This is a genomic window from Pseudomonas sp. Irchel s3b5, from assembly GCF_900187435.1.
In the GTDB taxonomy this organism is placed as follows: Bacteria; Pseudomonadota; Gammaproteobacteria; order Pseudomonadales; family Pseudomonadaceae; genus Aquipseudomonas.
The window spans coordinates 44,776-68,137 of sequence record NZ_FYDY01000007.1 but is presented as its reverse complement, the minus strand read 5'-3'; the positions used below and the strand labels follow the sequence as shown (position 1 = coordinate 68,137).

Annotated in this window: 18 protein-coding genes; 6 read left to right on the top strand and 12 right to left on the bottom strand. The window is 60.3% G+C overall.

From position 1 onward, the window contains the following. The first annotated feature begins 120 nt into the window (after positions 1–120). Both CKW15_RS10215 and CKW15_RS10210 read left to right on the top strand, forming a co-directional pair. On the top strand, positions 121–2,445 hold the full coding sequence (locus tag CKW15_RS10215; RefSeq protein WP_095058395.1) for a TonB-dependent siderophore receptor: 2,325 nt from the start codon (positions 121–123) through the stop codon (positions 2,443–2,445). Between the two features lie 235 nt (positions 2,446–2,680). Beyond that, complete coding sequence (locus tag CKW15_RS10210; RefSeq protein WP_095152083.1) at positions 2,681–5,209, top strand: sulfite reductase flavoprotein subunit alpha; 2,529 nt, start codon at positions 2,681–2,683, stop codon at positions 5,207–5,209. 120 nt (positions 5,210–5,329) lie between these two features. Here the strand turns inward: CKW15_RS10210 and CKW15_RS10205 are convergent, their stop codons facing one another. The 4 genes from CKW15_RS10205 to ptsP form a co-directional block, all read right to left on the bottom strand. After that, complete coding sequence (locus tag CKW15_RS10205; protein ID WP_095058393.1) at positions 5,330–6,871, bottom strand: alkaline phosphatase; 1,542 nt, start codon at positions 6,869–6,871, stop codon at positions 5,330–5,332. A gap of 189 nt (positions 6,872–7,060) precedes the next feature. Continuing rightward, a complete protein-coding gene (locus CKW15_RS10200; RefSeq protein ID WP_095058392.1) occupies positions 7,061–8,800 on the bottom strand; it encodes a PTS fructose-like transporter subunit IIB in 1,740 nt (579 codons plus the stop codon). A gap of 11 nt (positions 8,801–8,811) precedes the next feature. Next, positions 8,812–9,753, bottom strand: coding sequence for a 1-phosphofructokinase (pfkB, locus tag CKW15_RS10195; RefSeq protein ID WP_095058391.1), 942 nt, complete (start codon positions 9,751–9,753; stop codon positions 8,812–8,814). Beyond that, positions 9,753–12,614 carry a phosphoenolpyruvate--protein phosphotransferase gene (gene ptsP / locus CKW15_RS10190; protein ID WP_095058390.1) on the bottom strand — a complete coding sequence of 954 codons (2,862 nt, stop codon included), beginning with the start codon at positions 12,612–12,614 and terminating at the stop codon, positions 9,753–9,755. The genes pfkB and ptsP overlap by 1 nt, the downstream gene beginning before the upstream one ends. Positions 12,615–12,903: 289 nt before the next feature. On the opposite strand from ptsP, the gene cra reads away from it, so the two are divergent. Beyond that, complete coding sequence (gene cra, locus CKW15_RS10185; RefSeq protein WP_095058389.1) at positions 12,904–13,899, top strand: catabolite repressor/activator; 996 nt, start codon at positions 12,904–12,906, stop codon at positions 13,897–13,899. A gap of 3 nt (positions 13,900–13,902) precedes the next feature. Next, positions 13,903–14,682, top strand: a complete 780-nt coding sequence (locus CKW15_RS10180) for a TatD family hydrolase (RefSeq protein ID WP_095058388.1) — start codon at positions 13,903–13,905, stop codon at positions 14,680–14,682. Positions 14,683–14,790: 108 nt separating this feature from the next. On the opposite strand, the gene CKW15_RS29050 is transcribed toward CKW15_RS10180, so the two are convergent. The 3 genes from CKW15_RS29050 to ampD all read right to left on the bottom strand — a co-directional run bounded on the left by CKW15_RS29050 (position 14,791) and on the right by ampD (position 18,405). Then, positions 14,791–15,495, bottom strand: a complete 705-nt coding sequence (locus CKW15_RS29050; RefSeq protein WP_371856293.1) for a methyl-accepting chemotaxis protein — start codon at positions 15,493–15,495, stop codon at positions 14,791–14,793. Between the two features lie 1,513 nt (positions 15,496–17,008). Then, on the bottom strand, positions 17,009–17,848 hold the full coding sequence (gene ampE, locus CKW15_RS10170; protein WP_095058386.1) for a regulatory signaling modulator protein AmpE: 840 nt from the start codon (positions 17,846–17,848) through the stop codon (positions 17,009–17,011). After that, the gene (gene ampD, locus CKW15_RS10165; RefSeq protein WP_095058385.1) at positions 17,845–18,405 is read right to left on the bottom strand and encodes a 1,6-anhydro-N-acetylmuramyl-L-alanine amidase AmpD; all 561 of its coding nucleotides are present in this window, start codon (positions 18,403–18,405) and stop codon (positions 17,845–17,847) included. Before ampD ends, ampE begins: the two co-directional genes overlap by 4 nt. Before the next feature lie 214 nt (positions 18,406–18,619). On the opposite strand from ampD, the gene nadC reads away from it, so the two are divergent. Next, on the top strand, positions 18,620–19,468 hold the full coding sequence (nadC, locus tag CKW15_RS10160; protein WP_095058384.1) for a carboxylating nicotinate-nucleotide diphosphorylase: 849 nt from the start codon (positions 18,620–18,622) through the stop codon (positions 19,466–19,468). A 51-nt stretch (positions 19,469–19,519) separates the two neighbouring features. Here nadC and CKW15_RS10155 read toward each other — a convergent pair whose 3' ends face one another. Beyond that, positions 19,520–19,825, bottom strand: coding sequence for a DUF6388 family protein (locus CKW15_RS10155; protein ID WP_095058383.1), 306 nt, complete (start codon positions 19,823–19,825; stop codon positions 19,520–19,522). A gap of 497 nt (positions 19,826–20,322) precedes the next feature. Between CKW15_RS10155 and CKW15_RS10150 the strand changes: the two genes are divergently transcribed. Next, positions 20,323–20,550 carry a Mor transcription activator family protein gene (locus tag CKW15_RS10150; protein ID WP_095058382.1) on the top strand — a complete coding sequence of 76 codons (228 nt, stop codon included), beginning with the start codon at positions 20,323–20,325 and terminating at the stop codon, positions 20,548–20,550. 120 nt (positions 20,551–20,670) lie between these two features. Here CKW15_RS10150 and CKW15_RS10145 read toward each other — a convergent pair whose 3' ends face one another. From CKW15_RS10145 to CKW15_RS10130, 4 genes are all read right to left on the bottom strand, one after another. Then, positions 20,671–20,910, bottom strand: coding sequence for a pyocin S6 family toxin immunity protein (locus CKW15_RS10145; RefSeq protein ID WP_095058381.1), 240 nt, complete (start codon positions 20,908–20,910; stop codon positions 20,671–20,673). A gap of 15 nt (positions 20,911–20,925) precedes the next feature. After that, the gene (locus tag CKW15_RS10140) at positions 20,926–21,987 is read right to left on the bottom strand and encodes an S-type pyocin domain-containing protein (protein ID WP_095058380.1); all 1,062 of its coding nucleotides are present in this window, start codon (positions 21,985–21,987) and stop codon (positions 20,926–20,928) included. Between the two features lie 169 nt (positions 21,988–22,156). After that, positions 22,157–22,396 (bottom strand): pyocin S6 family toxin immunity protein, encoded by a 240-nt coding sequence (locus CKW15_RS10135; RefSeq protein ID WP_095058379.1) that lies wholly within the window; start codon positions 22,394–22,396, stop codon positions 22,157–22,159. 15 nt (positions 22,397–22,411) lie between these two features. Then, on the bottom strand, positions 22,412–23,362 hold a 951-nt coding region (locus tag CKW15_RS10130; RefSeq protein ID WP_095058378.1), incomplete at its 5' end, for an S-type pyocin domain-containing protein.

Genomic DNA, 23,362 nt, shown 5'->3' with positions numbered 1-23,362 from the left:
CCGTAAGGGTAAATTGTAAAGAATGTAAATTCAGTACGAATAGTAATGTTTCGCAATTGATACAAATACGTGTTTACCCTATATTCCGCCGCCTCAAATCCTTGGGGAGGGGAAGTCCAAATGTCACGTTCACAACCACAAGTACCGGTCAGTTCACCACGTTTGCTCGCATCGGCCATCGGCATGGCAATTACTGCCGGTTCGGCGGGACACATGGTTTTCGCGGCGGAAAAGGCCGACGAAAAAGCTCCGGATAACGTGATTTCCCTGGGCGCTACCGCCATCACCGGCGAAGCTCAGGACGAGACTTCCTACAACGTTGAGAAAGCCTCCTCGCCCAAGTACACCGCACCGCTGGTGGACACACCGCGCTCGGTCACTGTCATTCCGCAACAAGTGTTGAAAGACACCGGCGCCATGAACATGCAGGACGCCCTGCGCACCATTCCAGGCATCACCTTCGGCGCCGGTGAAGGCGGTAACCCACAGGGCGACCGTCCGTTCATTCGCGGCTTCGACGCCCAGGGCGATACTTATCTGGACGGCGTGCGCGATACCGGTTCGCAGAGCCGCGAGATCTTCGCCGTGGAATCGATCGAAGTCAGCAAAGGCCCGAACTCCGCTATCGGCGGTCGTGGCGCTGCTGGCGGCAGCATCAACCTGGTGAGCAAAAAAGCGCACCTGGGCGATTCGCTTGACGGTGGCTTCACCTGGGGTTCCGACCAGACCCAGCGCTACACCTTCGACGGCAACTACCAGTTCACCGACACCGCCGCTGGCCGTCTGAACCTGATGAGCCACGAAAGCAACGTCGCCGGCCGTGAAAGCGTCGATTACGACCGCTGGGGCATCGCGCCATCCCTGGCCTTCGGCCTGGGCACCGCCACCCGCGTCAACCTCGATTACTACCATCTCGAGAGCAACGACACCCCGGACTCGGGCATTCCGTACTCGATCCCGACTGCAGGTTCGGCAGCGCGCACCAAGTCCAACCCGGACAAGCCGAACGACGGTGGCGACAGCAGCAACTTCTACGGCTTGAACGACCGCGATTTCCGCAAGGGCCGCACCGACACCGCGACCATCGCCGTCGAGCACGACCTGAACGACGCGCTGACCGTCAAGAACACCCTGCGTCACGGCAACAGCATGCAGGACTACATCCTGACCCAGCCGGACGACAGCAAGGGCAACGTCAACAACGGCAGCGTCTGGCGCCGGGCCAACACCCGTGTCAGCAACACCGAAACGACGACCAACCAGACCGACCTGTTTGGTGACGTCTACATCGCCGGGTTCAAGAACAGCTTCGCCACCGGTATCGAGTTGAGCCGCGAGGAAAGCCAGAAGTCTTCGTACACCGTCAACACCGACACCACGCCAAGAACCGCTGCGGCGACCAATACCTGCAATCCGGCGCAGATCGGTGCGCCAAGCGGTTACAACTGCACCTCGCTGTCCAACCCGAACCCGAACGACCCATGGAACGGTTCGATTACACGCAACTACGCCGGCACCGACACCACGGGTAAAACCTACGCGCTGTACGTGTTCGACACCCTGACCTTGTCCGAACAGTGGCTGGTGAACATGGGCCTGCGCTACGACCATTTCGACACCGACTACAAGACCTACAACGCCGCAGGCACCACGACCTCCAAGGGCGATGACGTCAGCGAGTTCGTCACCGGTCAATTCGGTGTGGTCTACAAACCAGCCGAAAACGGCAGCATCTATGCGTCCTACGCGACGTCGGCAACGCCACCGGGCGCAACCCTCGGCGAAGGCCAGGACGGCAACCCGCTGGGCGGCACCCCTGATCGCAACGGCAACTTGCTGGGCAGCGACATGGAGCCGGAAACCACCAAGAACTACGAAATCGGTACCAAGTGGGATCTGCTGAATGATCGTCTGTCGCTGACCGCTGACATCTTCCGCACCGAGAAAGACAACGCTCGTGTGCAAACCAACACCACCACGTACGAAAACGTCGGCAAAACCCGCGTTCAAGGTTTCGAACTGTCGGCCAGCGGCAAGCTCACCGACAAATGGCAGGTCTTCGCCGGTTACGCCTACATGGACAGCGAGCAAGTTGACGGCGGCGACATGCCGGCCAACAAAGCCAACGACGGTAACGAACTGCCGAACACACCGAAAAACAGCGCCAGCCTGTGGACGACTTATCAAGTCACGCCGAAGCTGACCCTCGGTGGCGGTGCGTTCTATGTCGACGACGTATTCGGCAGTGCCGCCAACACCACCATGGTCGAATCCTACGTTCGCTACGACGCGATGGCGGCTTACAAGCTGACCAAAAACGTCGACCTGCAACTGAACGTGCAGAACCTGACCGACGAAACCTACTACGACAAGGCGTTCTCGACTCACTTCGCCAACCAGGCGGCCGGTCGTACCGCGCTGCTGAGCACCAACTTCCACTTCTGATCAATGTAGGAGCGAGCCTGCTCGCGATGGTCGTCAACGATAACGCGCCTAGCCTGACACCCCGCGTCGTTCTCGAGTTTTTCGCGAGCAAGCTCGCTCCTACATAGTTGGTGTTGGACCAGGCCCCGTTCATCCAGATGAGCGGGGCTTTTGTACGTAAAAAAGAATGCTTCTCGACAACCCCACGGCATAATGCGCGCCGTGATGACAATTTCGAACGAACAAGGCGAGTGACGTGTTGAAGAAAACCCTGTTCCAGTTGCACTGGTTTTTCGGCATCAGCGCCGGGTTGGTCCTGGCCCTGATGGGTATCACCGGGGCGAGCGTGTCGTTTCAGGATGAAATCCTGAGCGTACTCAACCCCTCTGTGTTGCAGGTCGAAAAAACGGTGGCTGGCGTACTGCCGCCCGCCGAACTGGTAGAGAGAATCGAAGCCGCCTCCGGCAAGAAAGTCTCGATGCTCACGGTGGAAACCGACAGTGGCAATGCCGCCAAAGTGTTCTTCACCCCGCCACCGGGTGAACGCCGCGGCGAGATGCGCTACTTCAACCCGTACACCGCCGAGTTCCTGGGCGATGCCACCGGCCAGGACTTCTTCGGCCTGATGCTGCGCCTGCACCGCTTCCTCGCCATGGGTGACACCGGGCGGCAGATCACCGGTGCCTGCACGCTGATTCTGGTGTTTTTCTGCCTGTCCGGTCTCTACCTGCGCTGGCCGCGCCAGTGGAAAAGCTGGCGCACCTGGCTGACCCTGGACTGGAAGAAAAAGGGCCGCAGCTTCAACTGGGACCTGCACTCGGTCGCCGGTACGTGGTGCCTGGTGTTTTACCTTCTGGCGGCGCTGACCGGGTTGACCTGGTCTTATGAGTGGTACAACAAGGGCCTGACCCGCTTGCTCTCCGATTCGCCGCAGAACGAACGCGTTCGCGGCGGACGCGGTCCCGGGCCAAGCGGTCCGGCACCGACCGCCGATTACGCAGCAATGTGGAGCAGCATCTACAGCGCCGCCGGTCCGCAACTCAGTTCCTACAACGTGCGCATGCCACCCGTGGCCGGCCAACCTGCGACGGTTTACTACCTGCTGAGCACTTCGCCTCATGACCGTGCGCTCAACCAGATCACCCTCGACCCGGCCACCGGCGTGGTCAAGCGAGTGGAGCGCTACAGCGACAAGAGTTTCAAGGCACAACTGCTGACCAGCATCTACGCGCTGCACGTCGGCAGCTACTTCGGCATTGTCGGGCGCATCCTCCTGATGATCACCTCCCTGACCATGCCGCTGTTCTTCGTCACTGGCTGGCTGTTGTACCTCGATCGCCGCCGCAAGAAACGCCAGATCAAGGACGCTCGCAGCGGTCTCGTGCAAACGGGCAGCGATGGGCCGGCCTGGCTGATCGGTTTCGCCAGCCAGAGCGGTTTTGCCGAACAACTGGCGTGGCAAACCGCCGGGCAATTGCAGGCCGCCGGTTTACCGGTGAAGGTGCAGCCACTGGCCGACATCAGCGAGCAGGATTTGCATGATTCGGACAATGCGCTGTTCGTGGTCAGCACCTTCGGCGACGGCGAAGCACCGGACAGCGCCCGCGGGTTCGAACGCAAAGTGCTGGGCCGCACGCCTAGCCTTGGCCGCCTTAACTATGCCGTCCTCGGACTGGGCGACCGTCAATATCAGCACTTCTGCGGTTTCGCCAAACGCTTGCACAGCTGGCTCGGTGAACACGGCGGCAAGACGCTGTTCGCCCCGGTGGAAGTCGACAGCGGCGATCCTTACGCCCTGCGTCACTGGCAGCAGCAACTGGGCCAACTGACCGGTCAGGCACCGGTGGATACCTGGCAAGCGCCAAGCTACGACAACTGGACCCTGACCCGCCGCGATCTGCTCAACCCGGACAGCAGTGGTTCGCCGGTGTACCTGCTGGGCCTCAAACCGCCCTCCACCAGCAGCTGGCTGGCGGGCGACCTCGTCGAAGTGATGCCGCGCAATTGCCTGTGGGCCATCGAGCACTTCCTTGATGGTCTGGGCATTCACGGTGAAACCAAGGTGCGGATCAACGGCCTGGAGGAAACCCTCGAACAGGCTCTGGCCAGTCGCCAACTGCCGGAAAACCGCACCCATCTGGTCGGCCTGCACGCGCAAGCGCTGGCCGATGCCCTGGTGCCGCTGGCCATGCGCGAATACTCAATCGCCTCGATCCCGGCCGATGGTGTGCTGGAGTTGATCGTGCGTCAGGAAGTGCATGCCGATGGCAACCTCGGCGTCGGCTCGGGCTGGCTGACCGAACACGCTCCGGTAGGCAGCGCGATCAGCCTGCGCGTGCGCCGCAACAGCGGCTTCCATCTGCCGGCCGAACCGGTGCCGATGATTCTGCTGGGCAATGGCACCGGACTCGCCGGGTTGCGCAGCCTGCTCAAGGCGCGGATTGCCGATGGTCAGCAGCGCCAGTGGCTGCTGTTTGGAGAGCGCCATCGCGAACACGATTACCTGTGCCGCGATGAGCTGGAAGAATGGTTGATTGCCGGGGACATCGAACGCCTCGACCTGGCGTTTTCCCGCGACCAGGCCGAAAAAATCTACGTACAGGATCGCCTGCGCGAGTCGGCCGACGAGTTGAAACAATGGCTGGCGGACGGTGCGGTGATCTACATCTGCGGCAGCCTTCAGGGCATGGCGTCAGGCGTGGATCAGGTGCTCAACGACCTACTTGGCGCCGCCGAAGTCGAACGGCTGATAGAACAAGGCCGCTACCGCCGCGACGTCTACTGATTCACCGCATCCCACTGTAGGAGCGAGCCTGCTCGCGAAAGCGGAATGTCAGCAACGATGATGTTGACTGACACGACGCCTTCGCGAGCAGGCTCGCGCCTACAGGGATTCAAGGGTTAATCAAACCGGTTGTAGCTTCTGCTCGAACACCGACACCCCATCCAGATCCCGCAACACCACACTCAACTCCCCTGTTTGCCCGTCAATGTTCACCTCGCCAAAAAACTGAAACCCGGCAAACGGCGAGGCGTTTTGCACTGGCGCCGCCTTCTCGAACACGACCTCCGGGCCGAAGGTTTTATCCAGCGCATCAGGCCCGAAACTGCCGGCATTCAGCGGTCCGGCAACGAACTCCCAGAACGGTTCGAAATCCTGAAAAGCGGCCCTGTCCGGATGGTAATGATGCGCCGCGCAGTAATGCACATCCGCCGTAATGAACACAAAATTGCGCACTTGCTGCGCCCGCAGAAAACCGAGCAGTTCAGCGACCTCCAGCTCTCGTCCCTGGGCCGGTCCGGGATCACCATTGGCCACCGCTTCCCAGCGCGGCACACCGGGGCTGACTTCTCCGTCGCCCACACCCAGGCCAATCGGCATGTCGGCGGCGATGATTTTCCATTGGGCTTTCGACGCTTTGAGCGACGTCTTCAGCCAGTCCAGTTGCTCGCGCCCAAGGAACGGTTTTGCAGCACCGAGATTGTCGTCATTGGCACCGCGATAACTGCGCATGTCGAGCACGAACACATCAAGCAGCGGCCCGTAACCGAGCTGACGATACATCCGCCCGCCACCATCGGCACTCTGCAACCGCATCGGTGCATATTCGAGCCAGGCCTGACGTGCACGGCCCACCAGGCTGTGGATATCTTTACTCAGGTAGCGCGCGTCCAGTTGTTTTCCCGGCGACCAGTTGTTCACCACTTCATGGTCATCCCACTGCCAGATCTGCGGGACCTCGGCGTTGAAACGACGGATGTTTTCGTCCATCAGGTTGTAGCGATAATTGCCACGGTAATCATCCACGGTCTCAGCCACTTTGCTCTTGGCCTCGGTGGTGATGTTGCGCCACACCCGGCCGCTTTCGGTGGTGAGCTGAGCTGGCACGGGACCGTCGGCGTAAATGCTGTCACCGCTGTGGATAAAAAAGTCCGGCAGGCGCCGACGCATGGCTTCATAAATGCGCATGCCGCCAATGTCCGGGTTGATGCCGAAGCCTTGGCCGACGGTATCGCCGCTCCAGACAAAACGGATGTCGCGGCGGGTCTGCGGCACACTGCGCAAGTGACCGAACCAGGGCTCACTGGTCACGCCGGTCTGGGCATCTTCAAACTGCACACGATAGAAAATCGCCTGATCGGCGGGCAGCCCGGTGAGTTCGACCCGGGCGGTGAAATCAGTGCGGGCATCGGCCAGGGGAGAGACGAATCGTCGGGGGTTGGTGAACACGCTGCGGGTGTCCCACTCGACCACCATCCGCGCAGGACGGTCGCTGCGACTCCAGATAATCGCCCGGTCGCCCAAAAGGTCACCGGACTGCACGCCATCCGTGAGTTGCGGCCGATCCTTGACCGACGCAATCACCGCCGGCGCCAGCCCCGGCAACAGCAATCCGGCACCAACCGCTTGCATGACCCGGCGACGCCCGGGATCGAATTCGCTCATGGTGTTCTCCCTGAAATGGAAAAACTAAAGCATGGCTGGATGAAGTAGAGGTGACAGGAACCGAACTCTGTGGCGAGGGAGCTTGCTCCCGTTGGACTGCGCAGCAGTCCCATTCTTTTGATAAAGAGGGGCCGCTTCGCGACCCAACGGGAGCAAGCTCCCTCGCCACAGATCACTCCACCTGAGAGATCAGGCTTTGACAGGCTCCAGCGCCAGCTCCACCGTCTCCGGCCGTTTGACCACGGCATACGCCACCGCCGTCAACAGACTCCCCGCGACAATCGCCAGCAAATACAACAAGGCATGATTGATCGCATTCGGAATCGCCAGCACAAACAAACCGCCGTGGGGCGCCATCAGTTTGCAGCCGAAATACATCGACAACGCACCGGTCAGCGCACCGCCGGCAATGCTCGCGGGAATCACTCGCAGCGGGTCTTTCGCCGCGAACGGAATAGCCCCTTCGGAGATGAAACACAGCCCCAACACAAACGCCGCTTTACCGGCCTCGCGCTCGGTCTGGGCGAACTTGTGCCGGGCGATGAAGGTGGCGATGCCCAGGCCAATCGGCGGCACCATGCCAGCGGCCATGGTCGCCGCCATCGGTGCATAACTCTGCGACGCCAGCAGCCCGACCGAAAACGCATACGCGGCTTTGTTGATCGGTCCGCCGAGGTCGACGCACATCATGCCGCCCAGCAACACACCGAGCAGGATCGCGTTGGTGGTGCCCATGCTGTCGAGAAAATGCGTCAGCCCGGCGAGCATTCCGGCCACCGGTTTGCCGACCACGTAAATCATCACCAGACCGGTGAACAGGCTCGCCAGCAACGGGATGATCAGGATCGGTTTCAGCGCCTCAAGGCTTTGCGGCAACCGTGCATAACGGTTGATCGCCTTGGCTGCATAACCGGCGAGAAAACCGGCAATGATCCCGCCGATAAAACCGGCGCCCAGGGTACTCGCTAGCAAGCCGCCGATCATCCCCGGCGCCAGGCCCGGACGGTCGGCAATGGAATAGGCGATGTAACCCGCCAGCAACGGCACCATCAATTTGAACGCGGTGTCGCCGCCAATCTGCATCAGCGCCGCCGCCAGCGTGCCCTCCTCTTTGAACGCCGTGATGCCGAACACGAACGACAGCGCAATCATAAGACCGCCCGCCACCACCATCGGCAGCATGAACGACACACCGGTCAACAGGTGTTTGTAGACGCCGGTTTTCTCAGACTTGGCCGGCGCGCTGGTCCCAGTGGACGCGCTTTCCTGCTTGCCTTCGGCCAAGGCTTTTTTCAGGGTCGCTTCGGCTTGCTTAAGTGCAATCCCGGTGCCGCAACGGTAAATCTTTTTGCCGGCGAATCGCTCGGTGGCGACTTCGATGTCCGCCGCCAGCAACACCACATCCGCCTCGGCAATCGCCGCGGCGCTCAGCGGATTGCGCGCACCGACCGAGCCCTGGGTTTCCACTTGCAGGTCATAACCCAAGCGTTTGGCCGCTTGCTGCAAGGCTTCGGCGGCCATGAAGGTGTGCGCCACGCCGGTTGGGCAGGCGGTGACCGCGACCAGTCGCGGGATGCTGTGGGCAACGGCAACGGATTCGACAATTGCTTCGGGCGCCGCGTACACCTGCGCTTCCTGGGCTCCGCGTCGCAGCAGCGCATCAACATCTTGCAGGGCCTGGGCCGGCGCGCTCTGGAACACCCGCTTGCCAACAAATCGGGACATGTCCACTGGCGCGCTGGTCACCAGCAATACCCACTCGGCATCGTCGATAGTCGCGGCCGACAATTGGCGTTCAGGGTGTGCGGCATCGCTGACTTCGACGCTGGTGCTCCAGCCCTGACGCTGGGCCGCGGCATCCAGCAACCGGGCGCACAGCACACTGGTGACCATGCCGTTCGGGCAGGCCGTAACAATGGCTAATTTCATGACAAACCCTCTTATTGTTCTGTCAGGGGACGCACGCGCACACCCTGTTCGAGCCGCGCCAGCTGCGCCGCATCGTCAATGCCGAAACCGATCTGGGTCACCGCCATCGCGGCAATCGCCGTGGCCGTGCGCAAGGTTTGCTCGGGCGTGTCGGCACTGAGCAAACCGTGAAGCATCCCCGCGAGCAACGAATCGCCTGCGCCCACCGTGCTGGCGACGCGGACCTTGGGCGGCGTGGCATGCAGCGCCGAGCCAACACTGAACCAGTTCACACCTTCGGCACCGTGGGAAATCACCACATGCTCGATGCCCTGGGCGTGCAAACGCTCCGCCGCTTCAGCCTGGGCAACGACCGACACCACGTCGCAGCCCAACACTTCTGCCAGTTCTTCAGTGTTGGGCTTGATCAGCCACGGCGCCGCGTTGAGCCCGGCACGCAGCGCATCGCCGCTGGTGTCGAGGGCAACGTTCAAACCCAGGCTTTTCAATCGCACAATCAGCGCCTGCAACCATTCAGGGCTGACACCCTGCGGCAGGCTACCGGCGACAACGACCGCGTCATGCCCCGGTGCGATCTGCTCCAGTCTTTCGATCAACGCCTGCTGCGCCGCTGCATCGACGTGTGGGCCGGGGCCGTTGATGTCAGTGATGCGTCCATCGCTTTCCGCCAGTTTGATGTTGCTGCGAATCTCGCCGGGAACACGGATGAAAGCATCGACAAAGCCGCGTTTGGCGAACAGGGTTTCGAACGCTTGCAGGTTGTCTTCGCCGAGAAAACCGCTGACGGTCAGTTGATGCCCGAGGTCGGCCAACACCTGTGCCACGTTCACGCCTTTACCGGCCGCGTGGGTGTGCATGACGTCGCTGCGGTTGACCTGACCAGCGTCCAGGCGTGGCAGCTGGACGGTGAGGTCCAGCGCCGGGTTGAGGGTCAGGGTGAGAATCCGGGCCATTACAGGGCCTCCACTAATGCGCGCACTTCATCGGCGCTGCCCACGGCCAGGGCCTGTTGGGCGAGGGTTTGAGTCTGAGTGAAGCTGAGTTCGCGAATCCGCGCCTTGACCTCGGCGATGCTGCGACCGCCGACACTGAGTTCATCCACACCCAGCCCGACCAGCACCGGCACCGCCAGCGGATCAGCCGCCAACTCACCGCACACACCCACCCATTTGCCATTGGCATGGGCTGCTCGCACGGTGATGTCGATCAGTTGCAGCACGGCTGGATGCAAGCCATCCGCCTGGCCTGACAGGGTCGGATGGCCGCGATCGATGGCCAGGGTGTATTGCGTCAGGTCGTTGGTGCCGACGCTGAAGAAGTCGACCTCTTTGGCCAAAACAGGCGCCAGCAATGCGGCGGACGGAACTTCGATCATGATCCCCAGTTGCAGGTCGGCGACCGGGATTTCCAGGCGCAGGCGCTCCGTCATGTCTCGGGCCTGCCGCCACTCGTCAACGCTGCCGACCATCGGGAACATGATCCGCAATGGACGGTTGTCGGCCGACCGCAGCAAGGCGCGCAACTGCGCTTCCATGATCTTCGGGCGCTGCAAGGTCAGGCGAATGCCGCGCACGCCGAGGAACGGGTTTTCTTCCTTGGCGATCGGCCAGTACGGCAGCGGTTTGTCACCGCCGACGTCGAGGGTGCGCACCACCAGCGGGCGCCCGGCCAAACCATCGAGAACACGGCGGTACTCGGCTTCCTGGGTCGCTTCGTCCGGCGCTTGCGGATGCGCCATGAAAATCAGTTCGGTGCGCAGCAGGCCGATACCTTCGGCGCCCTGCTCCACCGCGCGGGTGACACCGGCGCTTTCACCGAGATTGGCGAACACTTCGACAGCGTGGCCATCGCTGGTCAGCGCCGGTAGATGACGTTGTTCGGCGGCGGCCGTCAGGCGTTGTTCACGTGAGTCACGTTCGGCGGTGGCGCGTTGCAAGGTCGCGGCATCGGCATCCACATGCAGGCGACCGCGCTGTCCATCGAGCAACAACGGCGTGCCCGGCGCCAGTAGCAACACCGCCGGCCCGGCGCCCACCAGCGCCGGAATCCCCAGCGCCCGGGCAACAATCGCGCTGTGCGCTGTCGCACCGCCGCGGGCCGTGAGAATCCCGGCCACACGCGCCGGATCCAGACGTGCCACATCGGACGGGCCGACTTCATCCATCACCAGAATGTACGGCTGATCGGGTTCGCTCGGAGTTTCGATGCCGCACAGTTGCGCCAGCACGCGGCGACCGATGTCGCGCAAATCAGCGGCGCGCTCGGCGAGCAACGCATCGTGCAGCGCTTCCTGTTGCCTGGCGGCCGCTTCAATCACGGCCATCCACGCAGCTTCGGCGCTTTCGCCCTGCTTGAGACGGGTGTCGACTTCGTCGGTCAGTTCCGGATCGTCGAGCATTTCCTGGTGGGTGATGAAGATCTCGCGGATCGCCTTGGCCTGGCTGCGCTCGATCAAGCCCTGAATGTCCTGGCGTACTTGCGCCAATGCGTGCTTGAGTCGCTCGCGCTCGATGGCGGCGGACTCACCGCGCAGCGGGTAATCGATGGTTTGCAGCACTTGGATGTGAGCCGGGCCGATGGCGATGCCCGGCGCGGCGGCGATGGCCTGGACCTGGCTGCCGGAGGCCGGTGCGAGCAGTACCTCGGCGATATCGGCCGGCACTTCGGAGGGCGCAATCACTGCCGGCAATGGCTCGACCTCTTCACCCAGGCCTTCTTCGATGGCGGCCAGCAATGCGGGCAATGCATCGGCAGCGATGCTCGGCTCGGCGATGATTTCCAGCACCTGACCGCGGCGGGCGCCGAGGCTGAGCAACTTGCTCAAACTCTTCACCGACACGGCGCTGTCCTGACCATCGACAATGCGCACGCGGATTTCACCGTCAAAACTTTTCGCCAGTTGCGCGAGGATCTTCGCCGGGCGTGCATGCAGACCGTGGGCGTTGGCCAGCGCGATGCGTGCGCTCGGCCAATCGGCCGGCAATTCACCGCCGAGCACTTCCAACACCTTGCGACTGCTGGTGGCGCGGCCCAGTTCGTGGCCACGGCCTTCAATCAGCAACGCGCACAAACGCTCGAGCAACGCCTGATGGGCTTCACCCAGGCTGGCCAGGCAGAACAAACCATTGAGCGGCTGGCCGAGATAGCGCAGCGGTTTGTCCGGCGTCACGAAAGCCAGGCCCGGACGCTTCACCGTTTGCTCGCTGTGCAACCACCACAGCCCCTCGCCCAGCGGCAGCGCTTCGACCTGCTGCAACACGGCGGCAAAACCGTTGCTCACGCAGTCGGCGTGGCGCAACAGACGTGCGCCACGCCAGACCAACTCTTCGAAGTCTTCAGCGGCCACACCGAGGCCGATCATCTGCGCATCCAGCGCCAGTTCCTGCGGCGCGCCCTGGAGCAATTTCAGCAACGCTTCAGCAGAGCTGGCGCGGCGCAGGGCCTGGCCCAGATCCGTCTCACCGAGCGCGCGGGTCAGCAGTTGCAAGAGACGCAGGTGCTCGTCGGACTTGGCGGCAATTCCAATCGCCAGATAGACGATATGACCATCGCCCCAATCCACCCCTTCAGGGAACTGCATCAGCCGCACGCCTGTGGTGAACACCTGATCGCGGGTTTGTGGCGTGCCGTGGGGGATGGCAATGCCTTGACCGAGAAAGGTCGAGCCCTGGGCCTCCCGCGCCTGCAATCCGGCGAGATAACCTTCGGCAACCAGGCCGTCGGCGACCAGATGCCCGGCCAGCAACTGCAACGCTGCGGACTTATCCACAGCCGATTGGCCCATGGATATCTGCTCTACAGTGAGCTCGAGCATGCGTTCTCCTTTTTGGCGCCTTGGGGCACCAGGTATTGTTTTGAATGGATCAGCTTAGGCGCTTGGTCGTTACATTTGGCGGTTTTACGGCAGCACCGGCCAAAGGCGCTTAAAGCGTAGAAAATACGCTTGCTGAAACGTTTAATCTAGAATAAATGGCACGTTACTCGATAATGACCCATCCTTGAAGCTCAACTTGTCGGATGCATTGCAACCGGGTCGCCTGGCTGAATCGGTTAGGATTGACGAAAATCTCGAGGCTAGCTCGAAAAAACAAGGAAACAGCGGGTTGAAACTCAGTGATATTGCCCAGTTGGCCGGTGTGTCCGTTACCACCGCCAGCTACGTCATCAATGGCAAGGCCGAACAGCAGCGCATCAGCCGTGCCACCGTTGATCGCGTGCGCGCCGTCGTCGAACAACACGGCTTCACGCCCAATCCTCAAGCGGCCGGTTTGCGCAGCCGACACACCCGAACATTGGGCTTCATTCTGCCGGATCTGGAAAACCCCAGTTACGCGCGCATCGCCAAATTGCTGGAACAAGGTGCACGGGCTCGGGGCTATCAGTTGCTGATCGCCAGTTCCGATGATGCACCAGACAGCGAACGGCAATTACTGCAACTGTTCCGTGCCCGGCGCTGCGATGCCTTGATTGTCGCCAGTTGCCTGCCGGCCGGTGACGACAGCTATCGTCAGTTGCAAGCCAAGGGCATTCCGATCATCGCCATCGACCGGGTCATGGATCCTGAGCACTTTTGCTCGGTGATCAGCGACGACCGCGAGGCCAGCCTGCAATTGACCCGCAGCCTGCTCGATCCTTTGCCCAAACAGATCGTGCTGATCGGTGCCCGCCCTGAGCTGAGCATCAGTCAGGAACGCGCCGCCGGGTTCAAAGAGGCTCTGGCCGGTTTCAACGGTGAGGTGCTGATCGAAGAAGGCGAGTCCTTCAGCCGCGAGTGCGGCAAGCAACTGATGGAAGATCTGCTGCAGCGCCTGGGGCACTTGCCCGATGCGTTGGTGACGACTTCCTACGTGCTGCTCCAGGGTGTGTTCGACGCCTTGCACGACTTCCCGCTGAAAAACCGTCCGCTACGCCTCGGCACGTTCGGTGACACGCAACTGCTGGACTTCCTGCCGCTGCCGGTCAACGCCATGTCCCAACAACATCAGCTGATTGCCGACAAGGCCCTCGCGCTGGCACTGGCCGCCATCGAACAGTCCGATTACCAGCCTGGCGTGCAAGCCATCGGGCGGACGTTCAAGCAGCGGATTCGTCAGGACTGAGCCGTGGAACTGATCGACACCCACACCCATCTGGATTTTCCGGATTTTGACGCTGACCGCCAGGCGCTGATGGCCGAAAGCCGCGCACTCGGGGTGCGGCGAATGGTGGTGCTGGGGGTTTATCAAGGCAATTGGCAACGGGTCTGGGAGCGGGTGCAAAGCGATCCCGACCTGTATGCGGCGTTCGGTTTGCATCCGGTGTATCTGAACGATCATCGCCCTGAAGACTTGAGCGAACTCGGCGATTGGCTGACCCGTCTGGCCGGCCATCGGCAACTGTGCGCTGTGGGCGAAATCGGTCTGGACTATTTCATCGAAACCCTCGACCGCGAACGCCAGCAGGCATTGTTCGACGCACAGCTACAACTGGCGGCGGACTTCAATCTTCCAGCACTGATCCATGTACGGCGCAGTCATGCCGCGGTGATTGCCACGCTCAAACGCTTCAAGCTCAAACGCGCCGGCATCATCCACGCCTTTGCCGGCAGCAAGGAAGAAGCCCGGGAATACATCAAGCTGGGTTTCAAGCTGGGGCTCGGCGGTGCCGCGACCTGGCCTCAAGCACTGCGCATGCACCGCGTGCTCGCCGAGCTGCCGCTGGATGCTGTGGTATTGGAAACCGATGCCCCGGACATGGCGCCCGCCATGTTCCCCGGCCAACGCAACAGCCCGGCGCATTTGCCGGCGATCTGCGCGGCACTGGCCGACATCATGGCGATCACCCCCGAGCAATTGGCCGTAGCCAGTACGGCCAATGCTTGCGAGTTGTTTAACTGGTCATAACTGCCAGCACCAGCCAACTGTGGGAGCAACTGTCTTAACCATGTCCTTCGTCGCCTGACACGCCACCATCGCTGGCAAGCCAGCTCCCACAGGGTCCCGGGACACTTTTCAAACCCTAAACGCGCTGATCAACTGCTTCAACTCCACCACCTGCGCCGATAACGCTCGGCTGGCATCTTCGGTCTGGTGCGCGCCTTCAGCAGTACGCTCGCCGGCGCGGTTGATCTCGACGATGTTCTGGTCGATGTCGTGAGCCACAGCGGTTTGCTGTTCCACCGCCGCTGCGATTTGCTGGTTCTGGTCGACGATCATGCCGACTGCACCGAGGATATTTTCAAGCGCCTGCTGGACCTTCTCTGACTGGCTCACCGTGCCATTGGCCATCTGATGGCTGGTGCCCATGGCCTTGACTGCTGCGCCGACGCCACCGTGGAGCTTGGTGATCATCTGCTCGATTTCTTCGGTCGATTGCTGGGTGCGTTTGGCCAGGGTCCGGACTTCGTCCGCCACCACCGCAAAACCACGGCCCTGCTCACCGGCCCGTGCGGCTTCAATCGCCGCGTTGAGCGCCAACAGGTTGGTCTGCTCGGCGATGCTCTTGATCACTTCCAGCACGCGGCTGATGGACTGACTGTCACTGGCCAGTTGATTGATCACCACCACCGATTGATCGATTTCACTGGCGAGCGCCGCAATACTGCCTTGCTGGGACTCGACCAGGCCGCGCCCGCTGATGGTCTCGTCATTGACGCTGTGGGCGCTGCTCACCGCCGCGGCGGCACTGCGCGCAACCTCTTGGGAGGTCGCCGACATCTGGTTCATCGCCGTCGCTACTTGCTCGATCTGCGTGCGCTGGCCGGCGACGGCCTGGTTGCTCTGCGCGGATACGTTTTCCACCTGCCCGGCCTGACGCTCGACTTCGCTGACGGTGTGTCCGACCCGCTCGATCAGGTCATGGATTTTTTTCACCGTGCCGTTGAACACCTCGCCCAACTCGCCCAGTTCATCGCGACTGTTGGCACTGAAGGTCACGGTCATGTCGCCCGCCGCCACTTTGTCCATCACCGCCCCCAAGCGTTTGAGCGTGGTGCGGGTCGAGGCATAGAACGCGCCGTAGAGATAAAAAATCAACACGAACACCACCGACAGCGCCACGGCCTGCAGGATCATGTGCGTGCGGTTCTGCTCCAGCCGTTGCTGCAATTGAGGGCCGAGAAACTTCAGGGTCGCTTCGTTGAGCTGGTAGGTCTGATCGATCAAGACCGTCACTTGATCGTAAAAGCCCTGCCATGGCGTATCGAGGGTGTCGGCCATGACCACCTGTTCTTCGAACAGCTCACTGGCCTTCTTCAAGGATGCCCGGCTGCTATCGGCCTGGGCGGCCAGGGTCGCGCGCGCCGCCGGGCTGGAGCTCAAAGCGTCCTGCAACTTCAGGCCATACTCGGCCTGGAGCTTTTCAATCTGCGCCAGTAACTCATCGAAACGGGTACTCGAAGCCGAGTTGATAAACCCCTGCCCCAGCGAATAAGAACCCATCGCCCGACCTTCTCCCAGAATCTGAGTGACGCGCGGGGTGACGAGGGTAACGAGTTCGCTGAGTTGACGAATGTCGCTCTGGTTATCGCGGCTCAGACCGGCCTGACCGGTGATGACCTGGCTGAAAACCTGGGCATTGCTCACCAGTTTGCCGATCAGCGCACTTTTGCTTTGCAGGGAGCTTTCCGCTTGCTGGGTCTTGAATGCGGCGATCATTTCATCGCGTTTGCCATCAAACACCGCGACCTGCTCGGGGTCGGTGGTCATCGCCGTCAGCCCTTGCAGGCGCGTCAGAATATTTTGTTCAAGGGCACTGATTTTCGACTCGACGTTACTGGCCTTGCCGGACTGACCCAGCGTGACGTTGATCTGCACCAGATTGTTCAGGGTTTCCAGATCGCGACGCAATGTCAGGCTGCTGCCCAACAGGTCCAGGCTTTGCAGTTCGACCTGCGTACCCTGGAATTCGCGATAGGAGTCACGCACCAGATAAAAGTTGGTCACCAGCATCGGCACCAGGAACAGTACGCTGATCAGACTGAACTTCATGCCGAAACTCAGCCGATTCATCAGCGCGACAGCGGGATAGAGCAAGCTCTTCACTGGGTGTCTCCCTTCGATTTCTTATTTTTTTTATAAGCAGGCGCAGAACGACAGCAGATAGCCACTATGCGGCGCTATCTCTGTATAACTTAAATCGGCGGAAGGTTTTGTAACTTAAGGTAAACGGCAAAAGATCGCAGACACCGGCAGCGCCAGATGAATGCGATCTTTTATTTCCAGGCGCAAATCAGGGCCGAAAAACAGTCCATAGCGCAAATCCGGCATACCACAGCACGGCGGCACGCAGCAGCAGTTCCCAGAGCCGGTCCAGGTTGTTGATGCCCTCAGGCCCCACCACCGGGGCCGGGATTTCACCCGCTACCAGCCCAACCTTTTCGATCAGCTGCGCGGCGCTGATGTTCCAGTTCAGCAACTCATGCAACATCACCCGGCTGACCGCCACGAAATTGCCGACCAGGGCAACGCTCGCCGCCAGCAGGCGTACCGGCACCCAATCGAACGCATGACGCAGCTGGGCCGCACGCTCGACGACGGCCGGGTTCCGGGAATGCTCTTGCGCCAGTGCCAGCAATCGATAACTCAGCGCCGCCACCGGGCCGAGCAGGAAATACCAGAAAATCACCGCAAAGAAGCTCTGGTACGCCTCCCAGAGCAAATGCCCCTCGACCTTTTCCAGCAGTTGCTCGGCACTGTCTGCGCAAATGCCGAGATCTCGATTGGCCACATGAGCCGCGCCTTGCAGATCCTCTCGACGCCAGGCATCGCGAAACGGTCCAAGATCCGCCAGCAAATCACCCCGCCCCAGGCTGTAGATAACCACCAGCAGGTGAATCGGCAACGCCAGCAATCCATAGGCCACCGGTTCCAGTACCACCAGCAACAAGCCCAGCAACGCGACCGGCAGCAGCACCAAGACCGTCAATACCAGCCACGGGCGGTTCTCCAGTCGCGGGTTGGTTTCAAGCTTGTTCAGCTCGCGTACCCAGCCACCATCGTGCTGAATCCTGTGGCGCAGGGCCGAGAACTTCTCGATCCAGACCGCCAACAGCAACACCAGAAAACTCATTGTCCTTCCTCTTGTGCCAGGGCGGTACGATAGCGTGCCCAGTCGAACGCCGGCCCCGGATCGGTTTTGCGCCCGGGTGCAATGTCGCTATGCCCGCAGATGCGCTGTGTCGTAATGGCCGTGTAGGTCTTTTGCAGTTGTCGGGTCAGGGCGGTCAATGCGCGGTATTGCGCATCGGTGAATGGCAGATCATCCGTGCCTTCAAGCTCGATGCCCACCGAAAAATCGTTACAGGTTTCCCGCCCTTCGAAACACGAGATACCCGCGTGCCATGCCCGCTCAAGGCAAGAGACAAACTGGGTGACGGCCCCATCACGCTCGATCAAAAAGTGCGCAGACACACGCAGGTCAGCAATCCCCTCAAAGTAGGGATGTTCCGTGACATCCAGACGATTCTGGAAAAACTCCTGCACCTTGCCGGTGGCGAACTGCGCTGGCGGCAGGCTGATGTTATGGATCACCAACAGGGAAACTTCGCCCTCAGGGCGCGCATTGAAGTTGGGCGAGGGGCATAACTTCGCGCCCTGACACCAACCGCTCGCGGGGTCCAACTGCATACCGGTTCCTTCTACGACGACAGTGTTGGCAACAGTATGCCGCGATAGACCCTCCGGGCGCGATCACTTGCCGCGATTGAGGTGTTTGAGAGGCCTGTCACCACAAGCGATTGGTCACGCATTCGACCAAATGCAGAACTTGAGCCCATCGGGTGTCTTGGGTCGAGGCCCGCCATGCCCCTATAATCGAGCCACTTTGTTTGTGGAGTCCGTTATGCCGAATCTACGTCTCGCCGATCTGACCGCCGAAATCGAAGCCAACGTACGCCGTGCGTTGCGTGAAGACATCGGCAGCGGCGACATCACCGCGCAGTTGATCCCGGCCGAACGCCTGGCTAAAGCCACCATCATTACCCGGGACGCGGCCGTCATCAGCGGTACTGCCTGGGTAGATACCGTGTTTCGGCAACTGGACCCTCGGGTGGCGGTGCACTGGCAAGTCGCTGATGGCGAACGGGTGGTACCCAATCAGGTGCTGTTCCACCTCGAAGGTCCGGCGCGCTCACTGCTGACGGGCGAACGCAGTGCCCTGAACTTCCTGCAAATGCTCTCGGGCGTGGCCACTCGCGCGCAATACCTGGCGGATTTCGTCGCCGAAACCCAGGTCAAGCTGCTCGATACCCGCAAGACCCTGCCGGGGCTGCGCCTGGCGCAAAAGTACGCCGTGACCTGCGGCGGGTGCCACAACCACCGCATCGGCCTGTATGACGCCTTCCTGATCAAGGAAAACCATATTGCTGCCAGCGGTGGCATCCCTGAAGCCATCGCTGCCGCACACAAGATCGCACCGGGCAAACCGGTAGAGATTGAAGTTGAAAGCCTGGACGAACTGAAGGAAGCGCTGGCGGCCGGTGCCGACATCATCATGCTCGACGAACTGAGCCTGGATGACATGCGCGAAGCCGTACGCTTGAACGCAGGCAAGGCAAAACTGGAGGCCAGCGGCGGAATCAACGAAAGCACGTTGCTGCCGATTGCGCAGACCGGGGTGGACTACATCTCGATTGGTGCGATGACCAAGGACGTGAAGGCGGTAGACCTGTCGATGCGCCTGAGTATCTGAATGCTTCTTGCGAAATGAAAAACGCCAGCCCTTTCGAGGCTGGCGTTTTTGTCAGACCACCAGATTGTTCATCTCGCAGTACTCTTCCCACGCGACACCCAGGACTTCGGCCGCTTCCTTGTGCAGAGCAAGGCGTTTGGCTTCGAACTCTTCAGGGGTTGAGGTGTACTTGAGTGTCAGCTCCCACGGCTGCAAGCCCTGAGCCTCCGCTTCGTCCTCGAACGCCCACTGGATCTGGTCTTTCTGATCGTCGGCAGGCAAGTCCTTGATCTCTTCCATCAACTCGGGCGCGTCCAGCACATACTTTTTCAGCGCTTCTTCGTGACGGGCTTCTTGGGTCAATTCTTTAACGGTCATGGCGTTCTCGCTGATCTGGGGAATGGAAGATGGATCTGGATCATCAAGGATCTCTCTGACGCAAAAAACCGTATGAAGCGCGGTTGTCTGGCCTTCAGAACCATTCGGGATCATCTGAAAACAAGTGTTGCTGGTGCCGAGACAGGAACCAAACCAACCCACTCAACACCCTATATTTGCTGACAACAGAATCGTTCAATTACAAAATGGGTACTCACTTGGGAACTCAGTTGCAAAAAAACAGACGCCTCCCAGCCATCACGACAATAGTTCCGATCAGCGCGGATAACAATCATGACCGACACAAATACAGAGCATCGCCCGAACGCGACAAGCGACGCCAGCCAAAAACCACTCAGCGGCTTTGATGGGTTGGTGCACAGGCTTGGGGCCGACAAAGCGCTTGGATTGGTTGAGAGGCTGGGTGGGACCACATCAGGGTGCCCGTGGGATTACAGCAGCGCCCGCTGGAACAATTCGCAAAGACCGTTGGAAACATGCATCTGGCAAAGCTGCTGGTGCAGCATTACGGCGGCACGTCGCTGTATCTCTCGTCGCGCACCGCTGCCAGAAAGCTGTTACGCAATAGGTCCATATGTCTGGCCGTCGAAAACGGCGTTGCCCAGGGGCGTTCAATTGGTTCAATCGTGACGGGAATAGCGCTCGAGTACGCCCTGTCTGAGCGTCAAGTTTGGGTAATCCTGGGGACGGCGCCAAGCGACTAACAACCCGAAGCCATCCCGCCTCCCCCCACTTTAAAAACCGTAAATACACTACAGAAGCCGGTGCATTTCATCCCGGCCAGCGCATTTAGTGTGCTTGATGCCCGCTCATGATCGGCGTTGCTATGCTCGTACTCCGATGAATAGGTCCAGACTCGTCGGCAATTGCTCATTGATTGCTACGGCAATCTGCTGCACTTGCGTTCTGGTTAGCGGAAGCTCGCCATCAGCCTCTGCCGCTAAATCCTGCCAGCCCAGCACCGCCATAACTGCTTGCTCAAACTCAGGACTTATATCGAGTTCAAATTTGATTGAATCATCTTCGTCGTGTTCCGCCAGAAAACCCGTAATCTCTAAAAACATTTTTGCTCTCCGATATCACTTTGATGTAGTGCGCCCCGGTTCAGCATCTTTGGTTTGCACCCCCGTGTCAGGGTCGAATTCTCCCAAATGCTTACCTTGCTTGTCGTATAGCTCAACCCTGCCGTTTTCATAATCCCATTCATAAATTTTGCCCTTACGATCTTTCCAACGACTTCGTTTTTTGCCTCCACCTTGGACGCTCGACATCTGTTTTGCGCGTGTTGCGTCTGGAAACGCAGTCAGTCCCTTGGGCGCGGGGTGATAGCTGTGATCGCCGCCAATAGGTCGAGCGAATACCACATACAGCGACTTCAGGCCGGTCTCAACAGGGAACACCAGAATGCAGTCATCAGTGGTGATGTTCTCGCCTGGCAAGCCTTCAACCTGACTGTCAACACCATCAGCAATCGGGTGTACTAGGATGGTGCCCAGGTGCGCGCCGCTGTTGTCGGGATAGGTCAACGGCGGCATCAAACCCAATGGCCCGCGCTGAGGCGTCCAGAGAATGGTGAGGCCATTGAGCGTGGCTTCCATTGCGGTTTTGGTGGCGTTCCATTTGACCTGCACGGTACGCACGGAATCATCACCTGATGCGCCAGTGTGGATGCCATACACCTGTAGCACGCCCTCGGCATCACGACGGAACTGGAAACGTACACGGGTGGTGGCTTGAGTCATGGTGCGCAGCTGCTCATCAGTGTGCAGCGTGCCGTCTCCCATTTTGCTGGGGAGCATGCCCAAAATAAAAACACTGGCCGGACCGGCTGCCCCGCGCAACACCCAATTCATGCGGTTTTGCATGATGCCACCACCGGCCATTCGACCTAGCCCGGCGTCGGCGCCGATGGCCATTGCAATCGCCGTAGAAGCATCAGGCAGCAGCATCGAAGCTGCCACCATGACCGTCCCAAAATTGGAGGCAGGCTCCGGGGTCGCGCCTGCCTCGGTGCGACACCAGTTTTCAGAGGTGCAGGACTTCGCAAAAACTTGGTCGGTGCGTGCTTTCGGACGCGCCAATCTTCCTTGGCTGACCGTCAGGTTTGGGTAATCCTTGGGGTGGCGCCAAGCGATTAACACCAGGCGCCATCCCGCCTCATCCCGTTTTATCCCGGCTCATCCCACTTTGACAGCCGCCAGTACCATACGAACGCCGGAGCACAGCAGTGCACTTCATCCCGGTTCAATGCACATCAGTGCAGTTGTTTGAGGTACTGATCCAGGTCTCAACAGGCGCCCGCAATGCGACTTAAGCCTCTACAGCGATGAATAGATCTAGATCGCTTGGTAGCAGCTCATCAACCGCAACCGCAATTCTTTGAGATTGCTCGTCCGTTAGCAGCCACTCGCCATCAGGGCTTTCTGCAAGGCTTTTCCACCCCATTACCTCCAGTACAGCTTGTTCAGAGCCTAGCCCTACGTCTAACTCATACTTCAGCGCGGTGTCGTCGCTGTCGCCCTTCAAAAAACCAGTGATGCATAGATGCATGATTTTCCCCTTTAATTACTTCGGTGTTTTTCGGCCAGGCTCGGCGTCTTTTGTTCGCTCTCCCGTTTCAGGGTTGAACTCTCCGAGATGCTTGCCTTGCTTGTCGTATAGCTCAACCCTTCCATTCTCGGAGTCCCATTCATAGATCCGGCCCTTGCGATCTCTCCAGCGTCTGCGCAGGCCGCCGCCGCCCTTTACCGAGTTTTTTGACTTGTCCCTCACTGCATCTGGGAAAGCCGTCAGCCCTTTGGGGGCTGGGTGATAGCTGTGGTCGCCGCCAATAGGTCGTGCGAACACCACATACAGCGACTTCAGGCCTGTATCAACAGGGAACACTAGAATGCAGTCATCAGTGGTGATGTTCTCGCCTGGCAAGCCTTCAATCTGACTGTCGATACCATCGGCAATCGGGTGTACCAGGATCGTGCCCAGGTGCGCGCCGCTGTTGTCGGGATAGGTCAACGGCGGCATCAAACCCAATGGCCCGCGCTGAGGCGTCCAGAGAATGGTGAGGCCATTGAGCGTGGCTTCCATTGCGGTTTTGGTGGCGTTCCATTTGACCTGCACGGTACGCACGGAATCATCACCTGATGCGCCAGTGTGGATGCCATACACCTGTAGCACGCCCTCGGCATCACGACGGAACTGGAAACGTACACGGGTGGTGGCTTGAGTCATGGTGCGCAGTTGCTCATCAGTGTGCAGCGTACCGTCCCCCATTTTGCTGGGGAGCATCCCCATAACAAAAATGCTGGCTGGCCCAGCCGCCCCGCGCAACACCCAATTCATGCGGTTTTGCATGATGCCACCACCGGCCATTCGACCTAGCCCAGCATCGGCGCCGATGGCCATTGCAATCGCCGTAGAAGCGTCAGGCAGCAGCATCGAAGCTGCCACCATGACCGTCCCAAAATTGGAGGCAGGCTCCGGGGTCGCGCCTGCCTCGGTGCGACACCAGTTTTCAGG

What these genes read in the sequence shown, in the direction of transcription:
- CKW15_RS10200 (WP_095058392.1), bottom strand. Translation starts at nt 8,800, where the DNA reads ATGAAATTAGCCATTGTTACGGCCTGCCCGAACGGCATGGTCACCAGT.
- CKW15_RS10205 (WP_095058393.1), bottom strand. Translation starts at nt 6,871, where the DNA reads ATGAGCGAATTCGATCCCGGGCGTCGCCGGGTCATGCAAGCGGTTGGT.
- nadC (WP_095058384.1), top strand. Translation starts at nt 18,620, where the DNA reads ATGCCGAATCTACGTCTCGCCGATCTGACCGCCGAAATCGAAGCCAAC.
- ampE (WP_095058386.1), bottom strand. Translation starts at nt 17,848, where the DNA reads ATGAGTTTTCTGGTGTTGCTGTTGGCGGTCTGGATCGAGAAGTTCTCG.
- CKW15_RS10135 (WP_095058379.1), bottom strand. Translation starts at nt 22,396, where the DNA reads ATGCATCTATGCATCACTGGTTTTTTGAAGGGCGACAGCGACGACACC.
- CKW15_RS10150 (WP_095058382.1), top strand. Translation starts at nt 20,323, where the DNA reads ATGCATCTGGCAAAGCTGCTGGTGCAGCATTACGGCGGCACGTCGCTG.
- ptsP (WP_095058390.1), bottom strand. Translation starts at nt 12,614, where the DNA reads ATGCTCGAGCTCACTGTAGAGCAGATATCCATGGGCCAATCGGCTGTG.
- CKW15_RS29050 (WP_371856293.1), bottom strand. Translation starts at nt 15,495, where the DNA reads ATGTCGGCGACCTCCCAAGAGGTTGCGCGCAGTGCCGCCGCGGCGGTG.
- ampD (WP_095058385.1), bottom strand. Translation starts at nt 18,405, where the DNA reads ATGCAGTTGGACCCCGCGAGCGGTTGGTGTCAGGGCGCGAAGTTATGC.
- CKW15_RS10145 (WP_095058381.1), bottom strand. Translation starts at nt 20,910, where the DNA reads ATGTTTTTAGAGATTACGGGTTTTCTGGCGGAACACGACGAAGATGAT.
- CKW15_RS10155 (WP_095058383.1), bottom strand. Translation starts at nt 19,825, where the DNA reads ATGACCGTTAAAGAATTGACCCAAGAAGCCCGTCACGAAGAAGCGCTG.
- CKW15_RS10215 (WP_095058395.1), top strand. Translation starts at nt 121, where the DNA reads ATGTCACGTTCACAACCACAAGTACCGGTCAGTTCACCACGTTTGCTC.
- pfkB (WP_095058391.1), bottom strand. Translation starts at nt 9,753, where the DNA reads ATGGCCCGGATTCTCACCCTGACCCTCAACCCGGCGCTGGACCTCACC.